This is a genomic window from Shewanella sp. JNE2, from assembly GCF_023159115.1.
Taxonomy (GTDB): Bacteria; Pseudomonadota; Gammaproteobacteria; order Enterobacterales; family Shewanellaceae; genus Shewanella; species Shewanella putrefaciens.
The window spans coordinates 1871382-1894313 of record NZ_CP096169.1; the positions used below are offsets into that span (position 1 = coordinate 1871382).

The 22932-nt window shown below is 44.2% G+C and carries 22 protein-coding genes; 9 read left to right on the plus strand and 13 right to left on the minus strand.

What is annotated here, in order from left to right:
- The first annotated feature begins 61 nt into the window (after window positions 1–61).
- Together MZ182_RS08405 and hda are read left to right on the plus strand one after the other, a co-directional pair.
- Window positions 62–1153 carry a DUF2066 domain-containing protein gene (locus MZ182_RS08405; RefSeq protein ID WP_248065960.1) on the plus strand — a complete coding sequence of 364 codons (1092 nt, stop codon included), beginning with the start codon at window positions 62–64 and terminating at the stop codon, window positions 1151–1153.
- A gap of 89 nt (window positions 1154–1242) precedes the next feature.
- Window positions 1243–1953 carry a DnaA inactivator Hda gene (gene hda / locus MZ182_RS08410; RefSeq protein ID WP_011919157.1) on the plus strand — a complete coding sequence of 237 codons (711 nt, stop codon included), beginning with the start codon at window positions 1243–1245 and terminating at the stop codon, window positions 1951–1953.
- An 82-nt stretch (window positions 1954–2035) separates the two neighbouring features.
- Here the strand turns inward: hda and MZ182_RS08415 are convergent, their stop codons facing one another.
- The 4 genes from MZ182_RS08415 to MZ182_RS08430 all read right to left on the minus strand — a co-directional run bounded on the left by MZ182_RS08415 (window position 2036) and on the right by MZ182_RS08430 (window position 6574).
- Window positions 2036–3985, minus strand: coding sequence for a hypothetical protein (locus tag MZ182_RS08415; RefSeq protein WP_248065959.1), 1950 nt, complete (start codon window positions 3983–3985; stop codon window positions 2036–2038).
- Between the two features lie 225 nt (window positions 3986–4210).
- Window positions 4211–4591 (minus strand): DUF2069 domain-containing protein, encoded by a 381-nt coding sequence (locus MZ182_RS08420; protein ID WP_014610394.1) that lies wholly within the window; start codon window positions 4589–4591, stop codon window positions 4211–4213.
- A gap of 45 nt (window positions 4592–4636) precedes the next feature.
- Window positions 4637–4987, minus strand: coding sequence for an arsenate reductase (glutaredoxin) (gene arsC, locus MZ182_RS08425; RefSeq protein WP_248065957.1), 351 nt, complete (start codon window positions 4985–4987; stop codon window positions 4637–4639).
- A gap of 117 nt (window positions 4988–5104) precedes the next feature.
- On the minus strand, window positions 5105–6574 hold the full coding sequence (locus MZ182_RS08430; RefSeq protein WP_041420542.1) for a M48 family metalloprotease: 1470 nt from the start codon (window positions 6572–6574) through the stop codon (window positions 5105–5107).
- A 115-nt stretch (window positions 6575–6689) separates the two neighbouring features.
- Between MZ182_RS08430 and MZ182_RS08435 the strand changes: the two genes are divergently transcribed.
- Together MZ182_RS08435 and MZ182_RS08440 are read left to right on the plus strand one after the other, a co-directional pair.
- Window positions 6690–6923: a sulfurtransferase TusA family protein gene (locus tag MZ182_RS08435; RefSeq protein ID WP_248065956.1), complete on the plus strand. Its 234-nt coding sequence runs from the start codon at window positions 6690–6692 to the stop codon at window positions 6921–6923.
- Window positions 6924–7100: 177 nt separating this feature from the next.
- Window positions 7101–8183 (plus strand): AI-2E family transporter, encoded by a 1083-nt coding sequence (locus tag MZ182_RS08440; RefSeq protein WP_011919163.1) that lies wholly within the window; start codon window positions 7101–7103, stop codon window positions 8181–8183.
- 78 nt (window positions 8184–8261) lie between these two features.
- Here MZ182_RS08440 and MZ182_RS08445 read toward each other — a convergent pair whose 3' ends face one another.
- Entirely contained in the window at window positions 8262–9188 is a 927-nt protein-coding gene (locus MZ182_RS08445; protein ID WP_014610396.1) for a LysR family transcriptional regulator ArgP, read from the minus strand.
- Window positions 9189–9302: 114 nt separating this feature from the next.
- Between MZ182_RS08445 and MZ182_RS08450 the strand changes: the two genes are divergently transcribed.
- Window positions 9303–9944, plus strand: a complete 642-nt coding sequence (locus tag MZ182_RS08450; protein WP_011789615.1) for a LysE/ArgO family amino acid transporter — start codon at window positions 9303–9305, stop codon at window positions 9942–9944.
- A gap of 213 nt (window positions 9945–10157) precedes the next feature.
- Here MZ182_RS08450 and bcp read toward each other — a convergent pair whose 3' ends face one another.
- Window positions 10158–10625, minus strand: a complete 468-nt coding sequence (gene bcp / locus MZ182_RS08455) for a thioredoxin-dependent thiol peroxidase (protein ID WP_248065954.1) — start codon at window positions 10623–10625, stop codon at window positions 10158–10160.
- A gap of 3 nt (window positions 10626–10628) precedes the next feature.
- Complete coding sequence (locus MZ182_RS08460) at window positions 10629–11180, minus strand: glycine cleavage system protein R (protein ID WP_011789613.1); 552 nt, start codon at window positions 11178–11180, stop codon at window positions 10629–10631.
- 172 nt (window positions 11181–11352) lie between these two features.
- On the opposite strand from MZ182_RS08460, the gene dapA reads away from it, so the two are divergent.
- The 4 genes from dapA (at window position 11353) to MZ182_RS08480 (ending at window position 17870) form a co-directional block, all read left to right on the plus strand.
- The gene (gene dapA, locus MZ182_RS08465; RefSeq protein WP_011789612.1) at window positions 11353–12237 is read left to right on the plus strand and encodes a 4-hydroxy-tetrahydrodipicolinate synthase; all 885 of its coding nucleotides are present in this window, start codon (window positions 11353–11355) and stop codon (window positions 12235–12237) included.
- Window positions 12238–12240: 3 nt separating this feature from the next.
- Window positions 12241–13338: an outer membrane protein assembly factor BamC gene (gene bamC / locus MZ182_RS08470; RefSeq protein ID WP_011789611.1), complete on the plus strand. Its 1098-nt coding sequence runs from the start codon at window positions 12241–12243 to the stop codon at window positions 13336–13338.
- Between the two features lie 354 nt (window positions 13339–13692).
- Window positions 13693–14778 (plus strand): efflux RND transporter periplasmic adaptor subunit, encoded by a 1086-nt coding sequence (locus MZ182_RS08475; protein WP_011919165.1) that lies wholly within the window; start codon window positions 13693–13695, stop codon window positions 14776–14778.
- Window positions 14775–17870 carry an efflux RND transporter permease subunit gene (locus MZ182_RS08480; protein WP_014610400.1) on the plus strand — a complete coding sequence of 1032 codons (3096 nt, stop codon included), beginning with the start codon at window positions 14775–14777 and terminating at the stop codon, window positions 17868–17870. The genes MZ182_RS08475 and MZ182_RS08480 overlap by 4 nt, the downstream gene beginning before the upstream one ends.
- 133 nt (window positions 17871–18003) lie before the next feature.
- Here MZ182_RS08480 and MZ182_RS08485 read toward each other — a convergent pair whose 3' ends face one another.
- From MZ182_RS08485 to MZ182_RS08510, 6 genes are all read right to left on the minus strand, one after another.
- Window positions 18004–18450 (minus strand): GNAT family N-acetyltransferase, encoded by a 447-nt coding sequence (locus tag MZ182_RS08485; RefSeq protein WP_248065952.1) that lies wholly within the window; start codon window positions 18448–18450, stop codon window positions 18004–18006.
- Between the two features lie 101 nt (window positions 18451–18551).
- Window positions 18552–19736 (minus strand): PQQ-dependent sugar dehydrogenase, encoded by a 1185-nt coding sequence (locus MZ182_RS08490; protein ID WP_061782894.1) that lies wholly within the window; start codon window positions 19734–19736, stop codon window positions 18552–18554.
- Between the two features lie 98 nt (window positions 19737–19834).
- Window positions 19835–20593, minus strand: a complete 759-nt coding sequence (locus tag MZ182_RS08495; protein ID WP_248065951.1) for a sulfite exporter TauE/SafE family protein — start codon at window positions 20591–20593, stop codon at window positions 19835–19837.
- Between the two features lie 192 nt (window positions 20594–20785).
- Window positions 20786–21103 (minus strand): hypothetical protein, encoded by a 318-nt coding sequence (locus tag MZ182_RS08500; protein ID WP_011789605.1) that lies wholly within the window; start codon window positions 21101–21103, stop codon window positions 20786–20788.
- Window positions 21104–21141: 38 nt separating this feature from the next.
- The gene (locus MZ182_RS08505; protein ID WP_248065950.1) at window positions 21142–21744 is read right to left on the minus strand and encodes a DJ-1/PfpI family protein; all 603 of its coding nucleotides are present in this window, start codon (window positions 21742–21744) and stop codon (window positions 21142–21144) included.
- A gap of 136 nt (window positions 21745–21880) precedes the next feature.
- Window positions 21881–22903, minus strand: a complete 1023-nt coding sequence (locus MZ182_RS08510) for a hypothetical protein (protein ID WP_248065949.1) — start codon at window positions 22901–22903, stop codon at window positions 21881–21883.
- Between the last annotated feature and the right edge of the window lie 29 nt (window positions 22904–22932).

Consider the following 22932-nt stretch of genomic DNA (forward strand, 5'->3'; position numbering starts at 1 on the left):
CGCTTAAGGCGCTAACTATGGTACAATTTGCCCTATCTGACGTTACCTTAACTACTCAAAGATGCTGAAATTTCTATTGAAGCCGAGCTTAATTGCGTTTTTATACTGCTTATTCACGGTTAATGGCCTTTATGCTGTTGAAGTGAGTAAATTAGATGAGGCCGATGTGCCTGTATCCTCTCGTGCCGTGCCTGAACGAAATAAAGCATTACGCACGGCATTGGAGCAAGTGATACTGAAAAATACAGGAACCGCACGTTCACTTGAGAATAGTGTTATCCAATCACAACTTGCCAATCCCGATGGGCTGCTGAGTCAATATGGTTATCTTGAACAGAATGGCCAATTGCTGTTAAGAGCTAACTTTGAGCATCGGCGAGTGGTGGCATTGCTGCGCCAAGCACAGTTACCTGTATGGGGCACGCAGCGACCTTTAACATTATTTTGGGTTGCGATGCCAGCAGAAGGCGATACGATTTTATTAAGCGATTCTTCGCCATTACCAGAACGCCAAGTCTTTACTACTTTCTCTGATGCGCGCGGTATTCCCGTATTATTGCCTATCCTAGATTTAGATGAGCTTATGGGGATTAACCCTAACGATGTTAAAGGGATGTTTGCCGATATAGTGGCGACCGTTTCAGGTCGTTATCAAGCGGACTTTTTAGCTTTAGTGGCAATTGATGCTGTAGGTAATCAAGCTCGTTACCGTTTAAATCTCTACACTAAAGCGACAATTGATTCTTTAACACCACCGCTTTTTAGCTTTAATGGTACAGCGGAAAATACATCGCAGGCGATAACAGCAATGATGGCTGCACTGGGAGATTATTATTTTTCTAAGTATGCGATTGCTGATACGGGAACGCGAGTTGGCGCAAGCGTAACTTTTGTTAATATAGAGAAAATGGCACAGTTGGTTGAAATTGAAAAATATTTAAAGCAACTTAGTGCGATTAAAAATGCCACATTGACTCGAATTCAAGGCAATAAAGCCACATTTTCATTAGATTTGTTTGGCTCAGAAACCGATCTTGAGCGTCTATTGAGCCTTGAGCCTCGTATTTCGGTGGTTACGCCAGCAATGTCAGGTGAATTTAGCCCTATGCAACATGAGTCGAGCAAACCTGTTTACCAATGGCGACTACCTTAAGCCATTAGTCGGTAAAACGGGAATTGTGATCATATGATGCCCGTTTTATATTGTATTTAGCTAATTTGTATTGATATTGAGACGTCCGAGTGCCCTTGAACTCACCTCTGCAACTCTCATTACCTGTGTATTTACCAGATGATGAAACCTTTAATAGTTATTACCCTGCAGCGGGTAATGATGAACTTATTCAAAAGCTCAGAGCCAATGCCGAGGGTAATGGTGAAGCCGCAATTTATTTATGGGGGCCAGTTAAATCTGGTCGAACCCATTTAATGCATGCTGCCTGTGCCCATGCTAATGAACTTGACCGTCGTAGTTTTTATATTCCACTGGGCATTCATGCCAGTATTTCAACTGCGCTACTCGAAGGATTAGAACAGCTAGATTTAGTTTGTATCGATGATGTTGATGCCATTGCCGGACACCCCTTATGGGAAGAGGCGATTTTTGACCTCTATAACCGTGTTGCAGAGCATAAAAATTGTGCTTTAGTGGTCAGTGGTAGCTCATCTCCCGCGGAGGCAGGTTTTTTATTACCAGATCTGGTCTCTCGTATGCAGTGGGGCTTAAATTACCAGTTACAACCCATGGCTGATGATGAGAAGCTGGCGGCATTACAGCGCCGAGCTGCTATGCGAGGGTTACAATTACCAGAGGACGTTGGACGCTTTCTATTGAACAGAATGGCACGGGACTTACGTACCTTATTTGATGTTTTAGATAAGCTAGATAAAGCCTCGTTGGTACATCAACGTAAGCTAACGATCCCTTTTGCCAAAGAGATGCTGCATCTTTAAATACATTTAAGTATTTATTTTTAAAAATATAAAAGCCCGTAGCAGGTACATACGGGCTTTTTGTTATCAGCATTTCAGTATACTAATGCAATGGATGACGATGTCTGTCGCCACTTAAGCGGATCTCAGGTTCATCGAGCGGGGGATTGTTACTTGGGGCATTATTTTGACCTTTTAACAAGATGTTCGTTGGCGATATTGCTAAGGTTTGGCGCCAACTCTGGCCTTGTGGCATTGCAATAGGTTCGGGCAGGCTAGCTATTAAGTTTCTTCCATCAAGCTCGGGTAATATCTCATTTATGACTAATGCCGCTCGATCGTCTAGGCTGCTTTCACCAATTCTCCCCCTTTGCCCCCAATCCACAATAAGCGTATCTGCCGTTAATTCTGCGGGTTTATTGGCGACGGCAACATCTCGCAATATTTGATAGCGATAGCTCATCATCGCCTCTTCAAACAGCATTGCTGTATCTTCTCTCGTACTGGAATAAGCGTAAAAATCACTAGCAGTATCATTTGAGAAGAAATCGCTAACATCAGAAGCTTGGTAGGCTTTTTGCGTTGGATTGGCTCTTTCTCCTGCAAAACTCACCTTAGCAAGGCCAACCATTTCGAGACTATTTAATGGATAAAGTCGACTAACTTGATCTGATATTAAGCTCTTATTTGCATCTCGACGGTAATAGTCGTCCAATAATCTTGGGCCTGTCAGTGAGGCGTGAACGCTGCGTGGGAAGAAATCATTTGCGTGGGCAAGCTCATGGTAAAGTAAGGAAGCAAGATCAGCATTGATTTGTGCAAGAGTTCGATTGGCTCGGGTGGTAATAGGGATACCAATAGAAGCATATTGGTTATTTTTAACATAACGCCATGGCATGATAAAATTCAAATCATTACCATAATTACTGCGGTAATCAGGCACTTCATTAATGGTATCTCGCTGGCCTGGTGTTAGCCACAGAGCATCAGGATCAAGATAAATTGCGCCTGTTGCTACCCAGTAGAAAGAGGGGCGAATGTCGTAACTTATCACTATCGCCGTGACCGATTGCAATAGCCGTGCAAAGTCGTTAGTTGGATCCATTTCTCGTAAGAAGCGCGCAAAGTTATCACCCATCCAATCGTGTGACACTAAGACCCGATCAAGGATCCTATCAATATTCACTTCCTCTGAGATTTGGCCTATCAGAGGAAGTTGGTTAATGGTACAGGGTGGATTGAGTTGATTTGAGTAAACGCATTGTGTGAGCACCTTTGCATAGGGTGAGGTTGGATTATAGGCATGGGTTCGGGCAATCGGGGTTTTAAAATAAGAAGAACTGATGTTTGGCGCGGCGGTTGTCAAAATAAAGGCATCGTCACTCAGTTGAATGCCATTGATATTTGCATTAGCGACGAGCTTAATTAATGTATCCTGAGTCACATTCGGTGCAGTAAAGAGTGGCCTAAAGGGATTGGATAGATCGACGGCTAAATCTGGCCCTGACCCAATACACCAAGAAATATTTGCTGCAGTTAATCCCCCTTGTTGTTCAAGTCTTAAACTCACATTATTGCCTTTAACCACTTGATGATCTTGCCTAACATTGAGTAATGCTTGGGAGGCTGTTTCAGCATTAATCCCTATCTCTCCTGTCACATCTACATTATTGCCAGTGACATTCAGGCTGAAGCGGTAGCTACCCGCTAAGGGAATATCAAAGGCTAATACGGGACTATTTTGACTGACTAATGGAATACTTGGCCCCTCTATTTGTTGCCAGCGAAACTGAAGATTTTGGCTATCACGGTTTTCAATATTGGCGATAATGACACTCGATTGGCCCACAATATATTGCGCTTCTGTTTGAAAACGAATAGAGGATGAGGTGGTTGTGATTAAAGGGGCTGATAAGGTCGTACAGCGTGGTAGATTCGTCGTGGGTGGCGTAATATCACCACTACTGCTGTCACCATCACCACCGCCACATGCACTGAGTGCAATAATACAGGCGATTATTCCATACAAACGAATCGAATCTGATATCCCCATAATCCTATGCTCCAATGCTAACTCACTTTAACGATTAGATTTTTCGCTTATTTGTAGATTGTACATTCTAGGCTCAAAGACTATAGCACGGCTATTAAGTTGCAAAAAGCGATGAAAAGTATAGTCGATGTTAAAAAGGTGAGGTTGGGGATAAGGGCGCGACCCAGATTATGCCGCGCCTTAATGATTAACATTGTAAGTTGAATTAGGTCACGTGGGCTGGAGCTATTGGTTTTTAGCAGATTTTTTCTTCAAACCTAAACCCAATTCTCGGCCACGAAGCCGTGCATAGAAAGGAAAGGTGATCAGTAATACACCAATTAACAAGACTTCAATTAATGCAAATGCGAAGGCATCAGTGGTGACATACAGTAGGGTCAGTCCATGCAGCATATATAGGCATAAAATAAAACTTGCCCAAGCATAGGTATAGGGATTGCCTTTTATGACACCTCTGATAGGTAATAACAAAGGTATTAGCCATAATAAGCTGAATAATAAAGTATATTCGCCATTAACGCTTTGACCGATAAACCAACCGCCAAGGAGCAGCACCAGTGCAAGATAGCCAAAGCGGCTAAGAATAAGAAGGGTATTTGATGTCATGGCATTACCTAAGATTGAAAATCGCGATCGGATCAGGGGCATCTATTACAGAATAGTAAGCACATTTTCTGGTGGACGACCTATTACCGCGTAGCCATTTGCAAGCACTATTGGGCGCTCAAGGAGTTTAGGGTTGTTGACCATAGCTTCAATTAACTGTGCTTCGCTAAGCGATGGATCACTAAGCCCTAATGTTTGGTATTCATTTTCTTTGGTGCGCATTAACTCACGGGCATTGATCCCGAGTTTGGCTAAAATTTGGCTTATTTCTGCCGCTGTTGGCATATTTTTTAAATATTCAATCACATGAATATCACAGCCTTGTTGCTCAAGTAGTGCGAGGGTCTCACGGCTTTTAGAACAACGGGGATTATGGTAAATCGTCGCTTGGGTCATCGTATTAGAGGCTCTATAAAGGCTGAAATAATCATGGCGCGGATAATAACAGAGAAATAGGTGCCCCGTCAGGTTGTTCGGGGCACTTTTGGCAAGGTTAAAGGGGATGTTTTTCCACTATTTTAGTGAATCCAGTTCTTTATCTGCTTGTTTAAATTGGCGAATACGTGCTTCAATCCGTGCGAGTTGCAGTTGATTACCTTCCGATGCGCGATAGGCAAAGTTCAGTTGATCGATTGCCCCTTTGTAATTTGCACCTAAGGCCATTAACTCGGCATTGGAAACATATTCCAGTGCCTGATTGCCAATCTTTTTATAGGCCATATTCAGCAACTGGTAAGGTAATTGGTTTTGTTTATCAAGGAAAATAATATCTTCTAATATGGGTACAGCTTTTGCTGCTTGATCAGCTTCGATATAAATATGGGCAAGGTTAATATTAATTACCTGAGAAGTCGGTTTCATTTTTCGCTGAGCTTCAAGCATTGCTATGGCCTTATCGTAATCTTTCTTCTCTGTGAATAAGTCGGACTTAGTGTCGATATAAAACAAATTGTTATCATCAATTTTTAATAAGTCATCGATGATCTTTTCCGCTTCATCAAACTTCTTAAGCCTAAAAAGTGCTAAGGCTTTGCCATAGAGAGCCGCTTCTTTAAAACGATAAGTTTGTTTATTCAATTGAGTTTCAAACAGGCTTAGCACTGCATCGTCACTGTAACTTGAAAATCGTACCTGAATACGCGCTTTGGCAAGTTGAAAGTTAAGATTATCGGGCACATAGCGTTTGGGATATTGCTCAGCACGGTTACGGGCTTCAGTGATCCTTGATTCAGGTAAGGGGTGAGTCAATAACATTTGTGGTGGCTTTGTGGTAAAGCGATAACGGCTTGCTAATTTACCAAAAAAATCCGCAGAGGCATTAGGGTCAAAGCCTGCATCCACCAAAATTTGCATACCAATACGGTCCGCTTCTTTTTCATGCAATCGGGTGTAGTTAATTTTGGATTGTGTTGCCATTGCCTGGGTGGTTGCAAGGGCGGCCATACCCGCCTGTGGAACGGCGATAGTTAGGAGAATGGCACCCAGTAATCCCGCAACTGTGGCTGGGCCACTTTTTTGCTGTGCTTCGAGTGAACGAGCAAGGTGGCGTTGAGTGACATGGGTAATTTCATGGCCTAATACGGATGCCAGTTCACTTTCGTTATCGGCATTAAGGAAAAGCCCTGTATGGACTGCAACGTGTCCACCAAAGAAAGCAAAAGCGTTAATTTCATCATTTTGCAACAGGAAGAAGTAAAAGGGGGTTTTTACCCCAGTGGCGTGGGCCACTAATTTGTTGCCAAGCTCGGTAAGATATTGACTTAATACAGGATCATTAAGCATTGGTGCCGATGAACGAATGACACGCATATAGGCATCACCGTAAATCATTTCTTTTTCGAGGCTGAAGGTATTCACTGCAGCCGTACCCAAGTCAGGTAAATCATTGTTTGCAAAACTTTTTGCCGCACTAGTTAGCAACATCAATGAAAGTGCACCAGCGACAAAGGGTTTACATCGAGTTAAAAACATCAAGTTACGCAAGTGGATCCTTTATTTCTTGTCATTATCTCAACTAAAGGCAGAGATACTGCACTTAGCTTGTAGTTTGGATTGCAACTTAGGATAATAGCCCAAGTTCGTTCATAGCAAGTTCATTATGATTTTTATTGATTTAACGCCATTTCGCTGCCCAATTCCTTTGGTCAAAGTCAAACTTGCCTTGAAGCCTATGGATGCTGGCGAAACCTTGCATATTTTACTCTCTGACTCAGGTTCAAGGCGAGATGTTCCCGTGTATTTAAAAAAACAGGGGCATAGGGTCGAAGTGCTGCGTGATGATGCAGCACAGTTAGCATTAATCATAATGAAAGTTGATTTATCTCAGGGATAATGGTGGTGGATTTATGTTTCAATCTGGCCCAAAAACAGCCTAATGGAGTTCTTGATTTTCAATTGCATGACACTATTTTGCATTTGAGATAGTCTTAGTTCGCATTTGAAATAGTCTTAGCATAGGCTAAACACTTTTCAGAATATTTAATCTCACCACGACTATTGGAATAAATCCATGCTTACTGTTTTCACCCGCTGGTATCAGGAACGCTTTAGTGATCCTCAGGCTGTGACCCTCATGGCGATATTAATCGGTCTTGCATTGCTAATTTACTTTGCAGGGGGATTGCTGGCGCCTTTGCTCGTGGCATTGGTACTCGCATTTTTGCTGGAGTGGCCTGTTGCACAAATGCTCAAATTAGGCATCAACCGTACTATGGGCGCGTCACTGGTGTTGGTGCTCTTTTTAGGGGTGGTTATGCTCTTAACCTTCGGACTGATTCCCAGTGTCTGGCGTCAAGGTGTGAGCTTAATGGCTGATTTGCCAAACATGATAGACAAAGGCTTACAAACCTTGCAGGCCTTGATAAACCAATATCCACAGTTTATCAATCCTGAACAACTCAATGTGATGGTTGCCGAGTTGAAGAAGATGCTCGATACCCAGCATGTGCTTGATATTGCAAAGCAGATTATTGGTTATTCCGCCTCTTTATTGGTCCTTATGGTGTATGCGATTTTAGTGCCCTTATTAGTGTTTTTCTTTTTAAAGGATAAAGACCAACTTATTCGTGGCAGTAAACGGTTTTTCCCTGCAAATCGTCAATTAGCGCGTCAAGTATGGTTTGAGATGAATCAACAGATCTTTAACTACATTCGCGGCAAAGTGATTGAAATTGTGATTGTAGGTGTTGCGAGTTACATATTTTTTGCATTTATGGGGTTGCGTTACTCAGCACTGCTTGGCGTATTAACGGGTTTATCTGTACTCATTCCGTATGTTGGTGCAACGCTGGTGACATTACCTATTACCTTAGTAGCATTTTTCCAATGGGGATTTACCTCCGAATTTGGTTATTTAATGCTAGGTTACGGTATTATCCAAGCCCTTGATGGTAATCTGCTTGTCCCCATTTTATTCTCGGATGCGGTGGATTTACACCCAGTGATCATTATTGCAGCAGTGTTAGTTTTTGGTGGATTATGGGGCGTTTGGGGCGTCTTTTTTGCGATTCCGTTAGCCTCACTCGTTAAAGCGGTGATCAATGCTTGGCCTAAAACGGAAATTCAAGAGCCCGTACCTGCGCCCAGCAATTAATGCCAGATACACTTACCTTTGTTCAATAAAAACTGAGCCTAAGTGCTCAGTTTTTTTATTGTTATTACATGGCGAATATTAGGTTTGCAATAAATGTTGCTGCGCCGTGGCCGCCAGAGCACGATACACTAAGGTCGTTTGTTTGGCTTTGATATTCCAATGTTGCCAAAACAAGGGTACAGGCATGCGACAGTTAGGTGTGAGTTCAATCAATACACCTTTATCTATTAATGGCTTAGCTTGTAAATGTCCAACAAGACCATAGCCTAAACTCAAGTTAATGGCTTCTAAAAAGCTCTCTGATGAAGGAATGGTGTGCTGCCACCATTGTCCTGGTGTCATCTGAAAATACTTAGCAAGGTACTTTTCATGGAGTTTATCCTTAGTGGAAAAGACAACCGCTGGGGCCTTAGTGAGTTGATCAGGGGTGAGCATCATTGGATTATTGGGGAGATTTGCAGTATTGCCTTTACTAAAATAACGGGCGGCAAATTCGGGCGTTGCCACACAGAGATACTCCATCGTGCCTAAAAATTCACTGCTACAACCTGCCATAGGGCTCTCTGTCGTTGTTACGCAGCCCACAGCTTCACCGTTTTTAAGTAAATGGTGGGTGTAAGATTCATCATCGACAATTAATTCCAAGAGCCAAGCACGGCGGCTAAACATGCCTGAAAGCGCGGGTAAGAACCAGGTTGCTAAACTGTCTGCATTTACCGCGATGCGGACCGTTGTGGGGTGATTAGGATCATCGGCATCTAATTCAGCCCTTAACTCACTTTCTAATAGTTGTACCTGTGAAAAATGGCGTAATAGGCGTTTGCCTGTCGGTGTTGCCACGACAGGATTTGAGCGAATCAGTAGGGATTGACCGACTCTTTCCTCCAACTGCCGTACGCGTTGTGAGACAGCCGATTGCGTGATATGCAGCACTTTAGCGGCACGCTCAAAGCCACCTTCAGAGACAACGACAGCAAGTGCTTTAAGATTGGCGTATTCCAACATCATTATTCCAGTCTAATCATTATTAATTTTACTTATGATACATAAAAAACATTAGTTATATTAATTTTGTTGTTTTGACTATGCTTGCGCCTTCTTCAAACATAAGAGGTAGTTATGCAAGCGGCATTTATACAGGGTATGGGAATTGGTGGGAGTTTGATTATTGCCGTGGGTGCACAAAATGCTTTTGTGCTAAAGCAGGGGATTAAAGGCACTTATTCTTTACCCATTGCGTTACTCTGTTCTGTTATTGATGCATTAATGATCACCGCAGGTGTGGCTGGGCTTGGACATATTATTGAGACATTTCCGATAATTAAGCATGTGGCAAGTTTTGGTGGTGCGGCATTTTTACTCTGGTATGGCACCAATGCATTAAAGGCCTCTTTTGTCGATAAGGGGATGGAAATGGATAAAGCTGAGAATGCCGATACCCTAAGAAAAGCCATTCTGACGACACTCGGGATCAGTTTTCTTAACCCACATTTATATTTAGATACCGTTGTTTTACTGGGTAGCATTAGCACACAGTTTGATGATTTTGCTCGGCCTTGGTTTGGTGCTGGCGCGGTATTAGCCTCATTTATTTGGTTTTTTAGCTTAAGTTTTGGAGCGCGTTTACTTGCACCTATTTTTAGTCGTCCCGCAGCATGGCGTTACCTAGACCGCTTTATTTGGTTAACGATGTGGAGTATTGCTGCGGCAATTATTTGGCCTTATTTATCCGTTTTTTCATCATTACACATGATATTTTAGTTGTCATTAAGTGGATATGTGCCCGAACTGGTATGTGCCCGAACTGGCTTCGTTTTTCCCATTTTGACTTGGGTTGTATTTGAATAAGGTGAAAATTTTTCATGAAAAAGGTCCTTAATTTAAGGACCTTTTCTCTTAATTGCTGTTTATTTGCGCTGCAAGATGAGGTTTTAATGTCGTTGAAACATTGAAAATTGGATCAGCGCCATAAATTTAGTTGGATATTTGCGCTAATACGACATCATGGTGATCGCTGGTTTTAAACTTATCAAACACATGGGCAATAGTGCCATCGGGATTGATAAGAAAACTTATTCTATGGATTCCATCATAGATTTTGCCCATAAATTTCTTCTCGCCCCATACCCCAAACGCATCGGCAACACTGTGGTCTTCATCGCTCAGCAAGGTAAAGTTAAGTGATTGTTTTTCAGCAAACTTGGCTAATTTAGCCACAGGATCTGGGCTGATTCCAAGCACGGTTACTTTGTGACTGTCGAGTTCAGCTTTGCTATCACGTAAACCGCAGGCTTGCACTGTGCAGCCTGGGGTTGAAGCCTTAGGGTAAAAATACACTAAAACAGGGCCTTTTTTTAAACATTCCTGCAGTGAAACAGGATTATCTTGTTGATCTTGTAAGGTAAAAAGTGGCGCTTTGGCGCCAGCGATTAAGGTGTTCATCTATTATCCTCTGTCGTTTCTTGAGGTCGTGCCTTCCATACGTCTAATGGTGCAATCCAGTGCCATCTCATCGGAGAGTTGATAGATACTCTTTTCGAGCTTTTCTAGTTCAACTTTTTCAGGAATATTGATGGTTAATGAAATGGTTTGAGTTTGCTCGCCATTTTCGAGTTCTTCAGAGAAGGAGCGGACTGCCGCTAAGTCTAGGGAGCGGTCGGCAAGAAACTGAGTAATGCATTTCATGGTGCCGCGTTGATCTTTACCCGTAAAGCGCACTTCAAGACGCGAAAGGTAATTTTGCGGCGTATGTTTAGAGGTGCGCTTCATTACTGTCATCAGTTCCAACTCAACACTGAGACTCGGGAGCATACTTTCAATTTTCGTTATGGATGCCCACGAACCTGACAACATCATGATTAAGGTAAATTCGTTACCAAATAATGCCATACGGCTGTCGACGATATCGCAGTCACAGTCACTGGCAAGGCGAGCTAGTTTACTTACGAGTCCAGGGCGGTCTAAGCCCATTGCGGTTACGACCAGGAAGTTGGTCATGAATTTTCCTCACTTTTTCGATATCATAGAGCGAAAACTCAGAGTTAAAGCCGAGTTTTTGTGCGGGATGTAATGCTACCATAACTAAATCAATTTGAGATCCCCGTTAATGCTTGTCATTAATGGTTGGCATCAGTACCATAGCGAATCCTGAAATCTTGGGGAAAGTCAGATGATAAACGGAAGCATCGTAGCCTTAATCACGCCTATGAACAGTGATGGCTCAATAGATTTTGCAAGTCTTGAAAGATTAGTCGAATTCCATATAGACCAAGGCACAGATGCCATTGTGGCCGTTGGCACGACCGGCGAGTCAGCGACTCTGCCCATGTCTGAGCATGTTACCGTGGTTGCACAAACCGTTAAATTTGCTGCAGGCCGCATTCCTGTTATTGGTGGTAATGGCGCCAATGCGACAGCGGAAGCCATCGAACTCACTAAATCTTTATCTAAAGTGGGTGTCGCAGGTATGTTAGGTGTAACACCTTACTACAACAAACCAACGCCAAAGGGCTTGATTGCCCACTACAAAGCCGTAGCTGCGAGCACTGATATTCCTCAAATTCTGTATAACGTACCAGGACGCACTGCAGTTGATATGCAGCCAGAAACGGTCGCAGAACTCGTCGGTGTGAGCAATATTATTGGTGTAAAAGAAGCCACAGGTGATATCGCTAGGGTAAAACGTCTGCGGGAATTATGTGGTAATGATTTCAAGCTCTACAGCGGTGATGACGCAACAGCCAGAGAGTTTTTGCTACTCGGCGGTAATGGCGTGATTTCTGTGGCCAATAACATAGTTCCCAAAGCCTTTAAAGCTATGTGCGACGCAGCTCTTGCAGGTAATGCTGAATTGGCCTTGAGCCTAGATACGCCACTGCGAGGCTTATATAGTACGCTTTTCTGTGAGGCGAACCCGATCCCTGTTAAATGGGCTGCCCATCGTATGGGATTGATTAAATGTGGCCATATTCGTTTACCTTTGACTGAACTTTCTGAGCAATGTCATGGTCTGTTGATAGATGCAATGACTCGTGCCCAGATAGAGGTTAAATAATTAATGTTAAAGAAAGTCACCCCACTGATCTTAGTCGCTGCCGTTGCGGCCTGTTCCTCACCACTTGAACGTCGTCAAGCAAACGGTGGCGATGACTATGTTCAGGCTGAGCAAGCGCCAATGCTTAAAATCCCAGAGGGATTAAAGACGCCACCTTACAATAAAGAATATGAAGTGCCAGCGTTAGGCGCTAAAGCGAATACTGCGCTTATTGGTAAAACCCTTGATATTCGTCCACCATTGCAAGTACTGCCAATGGCTGAAGGTACCCATGTTGAAGAGGGTAGCGATAATATCAAAATCGTGGTTGAGTCTATCGACAATTCAGCAGACCTAAAGCAAGAGATCTTTGCTAACTTAGATGGTTTCTTAGCAAAGCAAGCGATCCCTGTTCGTAGCCGTGATTTTGATAAGAGCAATATCGAAACCGACTGGATCGAAAGCCGTGAAGTGATTGAATCGAGCCTGTGGGGGGCGGATAAAGTCTATCTGTTACGCCAACGCTATCGTTTCGATGTGGAAACCCGTCCACATGGCCGTACGGCAAGTATCGTTATTCACTTAGTTGAACATGAAGAGTTTTACGACGATAAAGCCCAAGAAGTGTTATTAAGTGGTGAAGATAAACAAAGATACACCATTGATATGCTTAACAGCGCTATCGCTTATATGAGCGTTAAACGTGAGCAAGCAATCCAAGCCAATCGCTTAAAGCAAACATTAGGGATCAATGTTGATCTAGTGACACCAGAGGCGGGAGCCGCCTATTGGTCAGCTAAAGCACCTTATAAGCAAGTGTGGGATCGTTTGCGTATCGTACTCCCTGAAATGGGGTTTGAAATTGCCGATATGGATAGTACGAAAGGATTGTACTTCATCAAGTTTACGGATAATTCGGGTTTCTGGAGTTCGCTCTGGAGCAGTAACAAGGTATCGCTAAAAGAGGGCAGTTATCGTTTACTGCTGGAAGATGGTGATACACCTGAAGAGACCAAATTATTCCTACGTGATGGTGATGACCAACCATTAGCGAATGATGTTGTGTCTAATATCAACCAATCATTGACAGATTTGATGAGAGAAGAACGTAAGCTACGCTAATGTTCTATAAAAACAAAAAGGGCGATTATTCGCCCTTTTTTGTTGCCTTACCCGTCCTAAATAGCGTTGACACTTACTAAAATGCGATTCAGCATGTTCCCTCTAAATATCAATATTTTTAGCATGGTTTTAGTCTAAAATCTCAAAAAGTAATTCAATGGCAGTGTTAATCTCTTTGTTGTGCATTTAGCGCACTGCATTCCGATGCGTTAGCCATGTTTATCACTAACATAAGGTGTTTATACATTATTTAAGCAGTTGGCGTAATTTGTAAGAAAAAGTAAAACGTATTGATGCAATGATACGAGTGGGTAAACTAGCCGTCACTAATGCGAGACATCATTTGGAAGCCCGATGAAAAAAATTATTCTAATAATCGCCATATTGGCGTCAGCATGGTTTGGATATCAAGCAATGCAACCCCAAGAGATAGCACAAGCTAAGGTGAAATTAGTGCCAAATGTCGTGATAGCCACTGCAGAAATTGCGCCTGTACGCGATGAAGTGGAAGCGATTGGCACTAACAAAGCATATGAATCTGTGACTATCACGCCTAAGGTGACCGATATGGTGATGTCACTTAACTTTGATGATGGTGATATCGTTAAGAGAGGGGATTTGCTCGTACAACTACAAAATGCAGAGCAAATTGCCAAAGTGAAAGCTGCTCAAGTAAAAGTGACTGATAATAAAAGGGAATTAAATCGTATTAGTTCGCTAGTGACGAGCCGTACTGTGGCGGAGTTAGAGCGAGATCGTCTGCAAACGCTGATAGATACTACCCGTGCTGAGCTTGAACAGGCACAAGTATCACTTAATGATCGCCGCATTTTGGCTCCTTTTGATGGCCGTTTAGGCTTACGTCAAGTGAGCGTGGGCAGCTTAGTGACACCCGGAACTGAAATTACAACACTTGATGATATTTCTAAGATTAAACTAGATTTTTCTGTCCCTGAGCGTTTTATTCAAGAGTTACGCCCTGGTAAATTGGTGGAAGCCACTGCTATCGCATTTCCTGATGAAACCTTCAATGGCATTGTGACCTCCATAGATAGCCGTGTGAATCCAACGACACGGGCTGTGATAGTTCGTGCTGAAATACCGAACCCCGATCTGCGTTTATTACCTGGCATGTTAATGAAGGTCAAACTAATTAAACGCAGCCGTGATGCCTTGATGTTACCTGAATCTGCCATTATCCCTTTGCAGAGTAATCATTTCGTTTATAGCGTCAATAGCGATAATGTGATTGAACGTAAACAAGTGACTATTGGTATTCGTACCCGTGGCTGGGTTGAAATTCTCGATGGTGTGACATCCGGTGAGAAAGTCGTCATACGTGGGCTGTTAAAAGTGCACCCAGGCGATAAGGTCACAACTCAATTAGCTGAAAAGTTTAGCTATCTATCCACAGATGCTGATGTGGAGCCAAGCGTATGATACTGACTGATCTTTCGGTTAAACGACCGGTTTTTGCATCTGTCATTAGTCTCCTTGTGGTTGCTTTTGGTCTCGTCTCTTTCGATAAGTTGCCATTGCGGGAATATCCTAATATCGACCCGCCAATTGTTTCCATAGAAACCAATTACCGTGGCGCCAGTGCCGCAGTGGTTGAGAGCCGTATCACCCAACTGATTGAAGACAGGATCAGTGGCGTAGAAGGTATTCGTCATGTCAGCTCATCGAGTAGCGATGGTCGCTCTTCGGTAACATTAGAATTTGATATCAGCCGAAATATTGAAGATGCGGCTAACGATGTACGCGACAGAATCTCAGGATTACTCGATAACTTGCCAGAGGAAGCCGATCCCCCAGAAGTGCAAAAAGCCAATGGTGGTGATGAAGTTATCATGTGGCTCAATCTAGTCTCGGATAATATGACGACCCTCGAATTGACCGATTACACCAATCGTTACCTGTCTGATCGTTTATCCGTGGTCGATGGCGTGGCGAGGATCCGTATCGGCGGGGGGAAAGTTTACGCAATGCGCATTTGGCTCGACAGACAAGCCCTTGCTTCGCGTAGCCTTACCGTGGCGGATGTCGAGGCGGCACTAAGAGCCGAAAACGTCGAGTTACCTGCAGGTTCGATTGAATCGAAAGAGCGGCATTTTACTGTACGTTTAGAGCGGAGTTATCGCACCGCTGAAGACTTTGCCAATTTAGTGCTTACTCAAGGGGATGATGGTTATCTCGTCAAACTGGGGGATGTCGCTAAGGTCGAAATCGGCTCTGAAGAAGAGCGTATTATGTTCCGCGGTAATAAAGAGGCCATGATAGGGTTAGGTGTCTCAAAACAGTCGACGGCTAACACCCTTGAAGTTGCCCGCGCCGTTAATGCGTTGATCGATAAAATTAACCCAACACTCCCCGCGGGTATGTCTATTAAACGCAGCTACGATAGTTCAGTGTTTATTGAAGCCTCGATTAAGGAAGTGTACCAAACCCTGTTTATCGCCATGATCTTAGTGATTATTGTGATTTATTTATTTCTGGGTAGTGCACGCGCCATGTTGATCCCCGCGATTACGGTACCTGTATCCTTGCTGGGTACTTTTATCGTGCTATATGCACTGGGCTACACGATTAACCTATTAACATTATTAGCAATGATCCTCGCTATCGGTATGGTAGTGGACGATGCGATTGTGATGTTAGAGAACATCCATCGACGGATTGAAGAGGGCGATTCCCCCCTTAAAGCCGCTTATCTCGGTGCGCGAGAAGTCGCCTTCGCGGTGATTGCCACAACTTTAGTGCTGGTGTCGGTATTTATGCCGATCACTTTCCTTGAAGGGGACTTAGGTAAACTCTTTAAAGAGTTTGCTGTGGCGATGAGCGCGGCGGTGATTTTCTCCAGTATTGTTGCCTTAACGCTAAGTCCAATGATGTGTTCTAAATTGCTTAAACCTGCCACGCAAGACTCATGGTTGGTACGTAAAGTCGATGGCATCATGGCAAGTATTGCCCGTGGTTATCAAACCTCATTACAAAAAGCGATGGCAAAGCCGTTATTGATGTCAGTGCTTGTCCTATGTGCATTGGGGAGCAGTTTCTTCCTTGTGCAAAAGGTGCCACAGGAGTTTGCACCCCAAGAAGATCGAGGTTCATTATTCTTAATGGTAAACGGTCCACAGGGCGCGAGTTACGAGTATATCGAATCCTATATGACCGAAGTCGAAAACCGTTTAATGCCACTGGTCGATGCTGGTGATATCAAACGCTTACTCATTAGAGCTCCCCGCGGATTTGGTCGCGCTGCCGATTTTTCTAACGGTATGGCCATTGTGGTATTGGAAGATTGGGGACAGCGCCGCCCGATTAAAGAAGTGATTGTCGATATCAATAAACGTCTTGCCGATCTTGCGGGTGTGCAGGCATTTCCAGTGATGCGTCAAGCCTTTGGCCGTGGAGTGGGTAAACCCGTGCAATTTGTAATTGGTGGACCAAGCTACGAGGAACTCGCTCGCTGGCGTGACATTATGATGGAAAAAGCCGCAGAAAATCCCATGTTACTCGGGCTTGACCATGACTATAAAGAGACTAAGCCACAGCTTAGAGTGGTGATTGATCGTGATAGAGCCGCCAGTCTTGGGGTGTCGATTGCTAATATTGGTCGTACGTTAGAGTCAATGTTAGGCTCACGCTTAGTCACTACCTTTATGCGTGATGGTGAAGAATATGACGTGATTGTCGAAGGTGAACGCAATAACCAAAATACCGCAGCAGATTTGCAAAATATCTATGTGCGTTCCGAGCGCAGTAAAGAACTTATTCCACTCTCCAACTTAGTGACAGTGGAAGAGTTTGCCGATGCCAGTTCGCTCAATCGTTATAACCGTATGCGAGCTATTACAATCGAGGCCAGTTTGGCCGATGGTTATAGTCTAGGTGCTGCATTAGATGATCTTAATCAGATGGCGCGTGCTTACTTGCCGGCGGAAGCGGTGATCAGCTACAAGGGGCAATCCCTCGATTATCAAGAATCGGGTAACTCCATGTATTTTGTGTTTTTGCTCGCTTTAGGCATCGTATTCTTAGTGTTAGCGGCACAGTTTGAAAGCTATATTCACCCCATAGTGATTATGTTAACTGTGCCGCTGGCAACGGTTGGTGCGCTAGCGGGCTTGTGGTTTACGGGGCAAAGTCTCAATATTTACAGCCAGATAGGCATTATTATGCTGGTAGGGCTAGCCGCCAAGAATGGTATTTTAATTGTCGAATTCGCGAACCAATTAAGGGATAAAGGTGTCGACTTTGACCGCGCCATTATCCAAGCGGCGAGCCAAAGATTACGGCCAATTTTGATGACAGGCATTACCACTGCCGCGGGAGCGATTCCCCTTGTGATGGCCGTCGGTGCGGGTGCTGAAACTCGTTTTGTGATTGGTGTTGTTGTGCTATCGGGCATTTTGTTGGCGACCTTATTCACTATCTTTGTGATCCCAACGGCCTATGGTTTCTTTGCCCGAAACAGCGGTTCACCAGAGGCCATTGCCCAGCAGTTAGAAAAGGAACTGGCTGAAGATTAACTGTAATAACCTAAGTTTTTAAAGAGTTTAATCCTTAACAAATAGGCGTTTAAGATAACTTAAGCGCCTATTTTGTTTTAATGACTCTTTATCTTAACTCTTGGAGTGGTCTGTTTGTTCTACGTTAAGGTTGCTAGCTATCGGCATGGGCGATAGTGTGAATATAACGAAAAGAGGTTTTCTCAAAGCCGATGGCCTCATAATAGGCTTGGGTCTTTTCCCGTCGCATGGACGTTGTGACCTCAAGCTGGTGACAACCCTGTTCATTCGCCCTTGCTTTGGCAAAGTTTATCAGTTGCGTTCCCACACCCAACCCTCTACAGGCCTGTGTTACAATCAGTGCGGTGATTCGGCAAATCTGTTGCTGGGCAGGGAAATAATCAAAAAAGAGTAAGCTTATCAGGCCGATAATATTACCTTCTTCCTCGGCTATATAGATTTCATCCGTTCTTTCACTTTTTTCTAGGTACATTTGTAACTGTTCTTGAGTCGAACTATATCCAAGCTGCAGTAGTAAATTCTCTATTGCCCTAAGATCTTGTCTCTCAGCTTGTCTAATCTGAAGTGAGCTCGTCACCATTCCTTAGTCATTTATGCCAGAAAAAAAGAGATGTTCCTGATTTTTGTCTGTAGTGATTTTTATCGCGCAACTATTCCATCCATGGATTCTATTCATTCATATTATTGCGGCGATAACTGATAGATTGTTGATTTAGCTTCGTCGGTCGCCAGATAAATCAGTCCATCGGGCCCCTGTACGACTGAGCGTAATCTTTGTCCTAATTCGGTTTTCAGCAGCCGTTCTTCTTTGATAATTTTTTCTCCATCAAGCACTAAGCGCACCAGTGTTTTTTCCTTTAGGCTGGCGAGTAAAATATTATTTTGCCACTGTGGAAATTTATCACCTGTGTAAAACATAAAGCCCGCCGTGGCAATTGAGGGTACCCATTTGTAGACGGGTTGCTCCATCCCCGTCTTGTGGGTGCCTTCGCCGATTTTGCCGCCGCCATAATTTTCCCCATAGGTAATCACGGGCCAGCCATAGTTTTTAGCCGCTTGGTCGATATTGAGCTCATCGCCGCCCTGCGGCCCATGCTCGCCCGTCCACAATGTGCTGCTAACGGGATGTATTGCCGCACCTTGCATATTGCGGTGGCCATAGGACCAGATCTCCGGCAAGGCACCGGCCGTATTGACGAAGGGATTATCCTTAGGCACAGAACCATCGGCATGAATACGCACGACTTTGCCAAGGTGATTATCCAATGTTTGGGCGCGCTCTTTTTCGCTGTATCGATCGCCAAGCGTGATAAACAGTGTGCCGTCAGGCGCCCACACTAAACGAGAACCAAAATGATGGTTGCTGTTGATTTTGGGCTGCTGACTAAAAACGCGGGTAAGGTTTTCAAGTTTATTACCATTGAGCGTGGCAAAACTGACTGCGGTACTGTTGAGAGAGGCTAAATTGCCTTCACCGGGTTCGGCATAACTGAAATAGATTTTTTTGCTGCTGGCAAAATCGGGCGCAAGCACCACATCGAGCAAACCGCCTTGACCTTTGGCAACTATTGGTGGCAAACCCGTTAAGGGTTCACCGACTTTGCCTTCAGCACTGACAATGCGCATCCTTCCGGCACGTTCAGTCACGAGCATACTGCCATCGGGTAAAAATGCCATACCCCAGACATTTTCTAACCCTTCTGCGATGGTTTTTATTTGAATATGACCCGTTTCTGTTTTGACGCTAATGGTTTTTGTATCAACGGATTGGGCGAAAATCATGGGTGAGTTTATCACCAAACCTAAAGCAAGGATTAAGGTACTTAGCGGCAAGGTACTCAGTTTCATAAATCTCCCTAAAAGCATTATTCATCCTCAGTGAGGGTTCAGAGTAACAAGTCAGTCATTTAAGGGCAAATAACCTGCCAACAGTTGAATCGAAAACGGTTAAACTGGAGGCATCGTTAGCGGATAAAAAAGCCGAGCGCCATCGCTAGACCGACGATCACAATAAAACCGCGTAACAGGGGCTGTGAAATACGATAAGCCATTGCCGCGCCGACATAACCACCGATAATTGCCATAACAGCAAGCAGCAACAGATACTGGCTATCGATAGCATCTCCTGCCGCATAAATCACCACTGCAATCGTGGTAAGCAGGGCAGAAATCAGATTTTTAAGCCCGTTCATCCCATGTAGATTGGTTTGCCCCATTAGACCAAAACTCGCCAGCAGAATAATACCTAAGCCACCATTAAAATAACCGCCATAGATACACACAGCCGCTAGTAGCATTAGTGCCATTATCGGGCTTAACATTGGCGTAGAGGTGTTTTCGCCTTGCTCAGTGATTCTTCGTTTGAGCAACCAAGGGCCAACAATAAAGGCCGCGGTGGCCAGTAGAATCAGCCAAGGGATCAGTTTTGCGAAGACTTGCTCGCTGGTGGTCAGCAAAATACCTGCGCCAATACTGCCGCCGATTAAAGCAATTAAGATCAGATCCTTAAGGCTAAGACTCGCCGGATATTCGATATCCTTTCTAAAACGCCATGCGCTGGCGATATAACCGGGCAGTAGCGCGGCAGTCCCCGTGGCATTCGCCGCAATCGGTGGAACCCCGACAAACACTAACGCTAAAAGGGTAATAAAACTGCCACCACCGGCAACTGCATTGAGCATGCCGCCTAAAAAGCCAGCGAGTGCAATCATAAGCCAGTCCATAGATACCGCTCCTTTTGGGCAATGAGAGAGTTAAACAGAGCGCTAAAAATGTGTCTGTTATTATGAGTCAATCTAAGCACTCACCCTAACAGGATGATTTCGATATTGAAAGTCGCGTAATGATTCGTTACATATCGCCATTCGTGAAGGTGAAGATATAGGATGAGTGAGCAGGCTTTTACTTGCTTAGTGCTAGGGGACTTGATCCCAAATGCCAGACATAAAAATAACCGCAGCGATGGCTGCACTTTGCTCGGTAAAAACATCTTCTCCCCAACAGTTTTGTCCACGTTCTTGGTAATAAACATGAAAGGTACTGAGCATAGGTGTTCGAATGCAATACCAACCATCGAAGGTATTCTTGGCAAAATGCACCCAATGCTGCGCATCGGCAGTTTGGATTTGCTGAATGAGTAATTCATTTTGCGACAGCAAAGCCACAAGCTCATTCTGGGTGGTGATTTGATGCTCGGCTTTTATAGCTTCGAGAAGATTTTTAAGTTTTATCATGGGATCCTTTTCATTCATCGAGAGTATCTACATCACTTTTAACGAATGGCCGCGGAGATGGAGGATTGGATTAATGTTTCAAAAATATCTGTTTGCCCAGCAGGAATAAGCTGCCTGTGAATTTCGCGGCGTTTCGCACTGTCGAATAAACGCTCCGCAACCCAACCCGTTAAATAGAGTGAGGAAAGGCAGCCGCCCGCAGTGGCAATATTGCCATTAATCACGAGGGCGCAGTCTTCTACATCGACGCCCATGGCAACTAGGGCAGGTTTTGCATCGGGGTGAGTCGTTGCCGAGAGATTGTCGAGTAGCCCTAATTTGGCAAAGAAGAATGACCCCGCGCAGATACTCCCAAGCAATTGTCGTGTGGGATCTAATTTAAGGGCGGACATAAACTCAGTATCAGCAAGTGCCGCAGGTACGCCTTTGTAACCACTGCTGAATAATACCACGTCGGCATCAGCGACTTCGGCCACATGACCATCGGTTGCAACCGTCATCCCCAAACTCGACCTGTGGCTAGGCTTTGTTCCGAGTACTTTTACTGTCCAATCTGTTTTTGTACGGCCGAGAATATCGCGCATTAAGAAGAAATCGATATCGGTAAATTCATCAAATATCACAATCGCAATCTGGTACATAAGCTTTCCTCTGGCTTGTATTGTGGATGACTTAAGGCTTGAATATGCTCAACCTTAAGCCTTGGGTCCTCAATATTAATAGAATCATGATTTTATTGGTTATCCATTTTTTATGAAAATTTGGTTAATCAAAATCTTAACCAGCACTAAACGATGGCAGTCGCTTGGCGAAAATAGCATGGGCATCAAAATCTTGGCTTTGCATTCTGGTTAATGTGTTGGTTAACACCTCATCGGCAGCATCTTCAATCCGCAGGATCTTCTCTGCTGCGACATAGTCGCTAAACGCTGTGCAGACTTGTTCAAACAAAGCTGTGATATCGCCAAAGGCTGGATGACTGAATTGTGGGTTAGGCAAACCCCTAAGGGATCGCAGTTTCAGCAGCATTAACGCCGTCAAGGGTATGTATGATAGATGTCCATTGTGGAACTCAAAAAAACACTTTTTATCCCCGATGATCGCTTGTTCTACCTGATCATCGCAGAGGGTTTGCAGCATAGTGCTGATAAATTCGATATCCTGTGTATCCCAGTTATCTAAAAATGACGCATAGGGGAAAGGAGCCGTTTTTCGCAGTGTCACTTGCACTTCAGTGGTAAAAGGCGGCTCGATATGCCCCAGATAACGGCCATACAGCAGCACCAAAAAATCGCCAATAAAGCCATGGGAGCGAACAATCCAGCCCGAACGCCGCGCGGTTGCATCAGCGTGGTACAGCTCGTCCGCCTCGCTTTTAAGCCCAGCTAACAGCATCAGCACAAGCCGAAACACGCTGATTGTAGACCACATAGCGTTTGCTATCCCGCCAGTTTTTTCTATCGATGAGCAATATTTATAGTATTCAATGGCGGTTGCAAAATAACCGTAAGCAAGCGAGCACATAAGCGGCTTAGGCTCAAGCAAGCCCGATTCAATATAGGTAAGTTGGGCTACATAGCCCCAATGACACTCGGGTACACCAAACTCAGCTCCAAATAATTCCCACTGGCGAAAATCCTCATCAAACTCACGATATTGTTTCACTCTCTCGAAACCATCTGTCATCCCACTGTCGATATAATCGGTCAGTAAATACTGGTCATATTCAAAGACGTTTTTGGCATAATCGCGCATATGTTTACGACTGCGACTGCGCTTATTGAGAAATTTGGCTAACATCTTGAGCATCCTTATTATTTAGGCTGCGG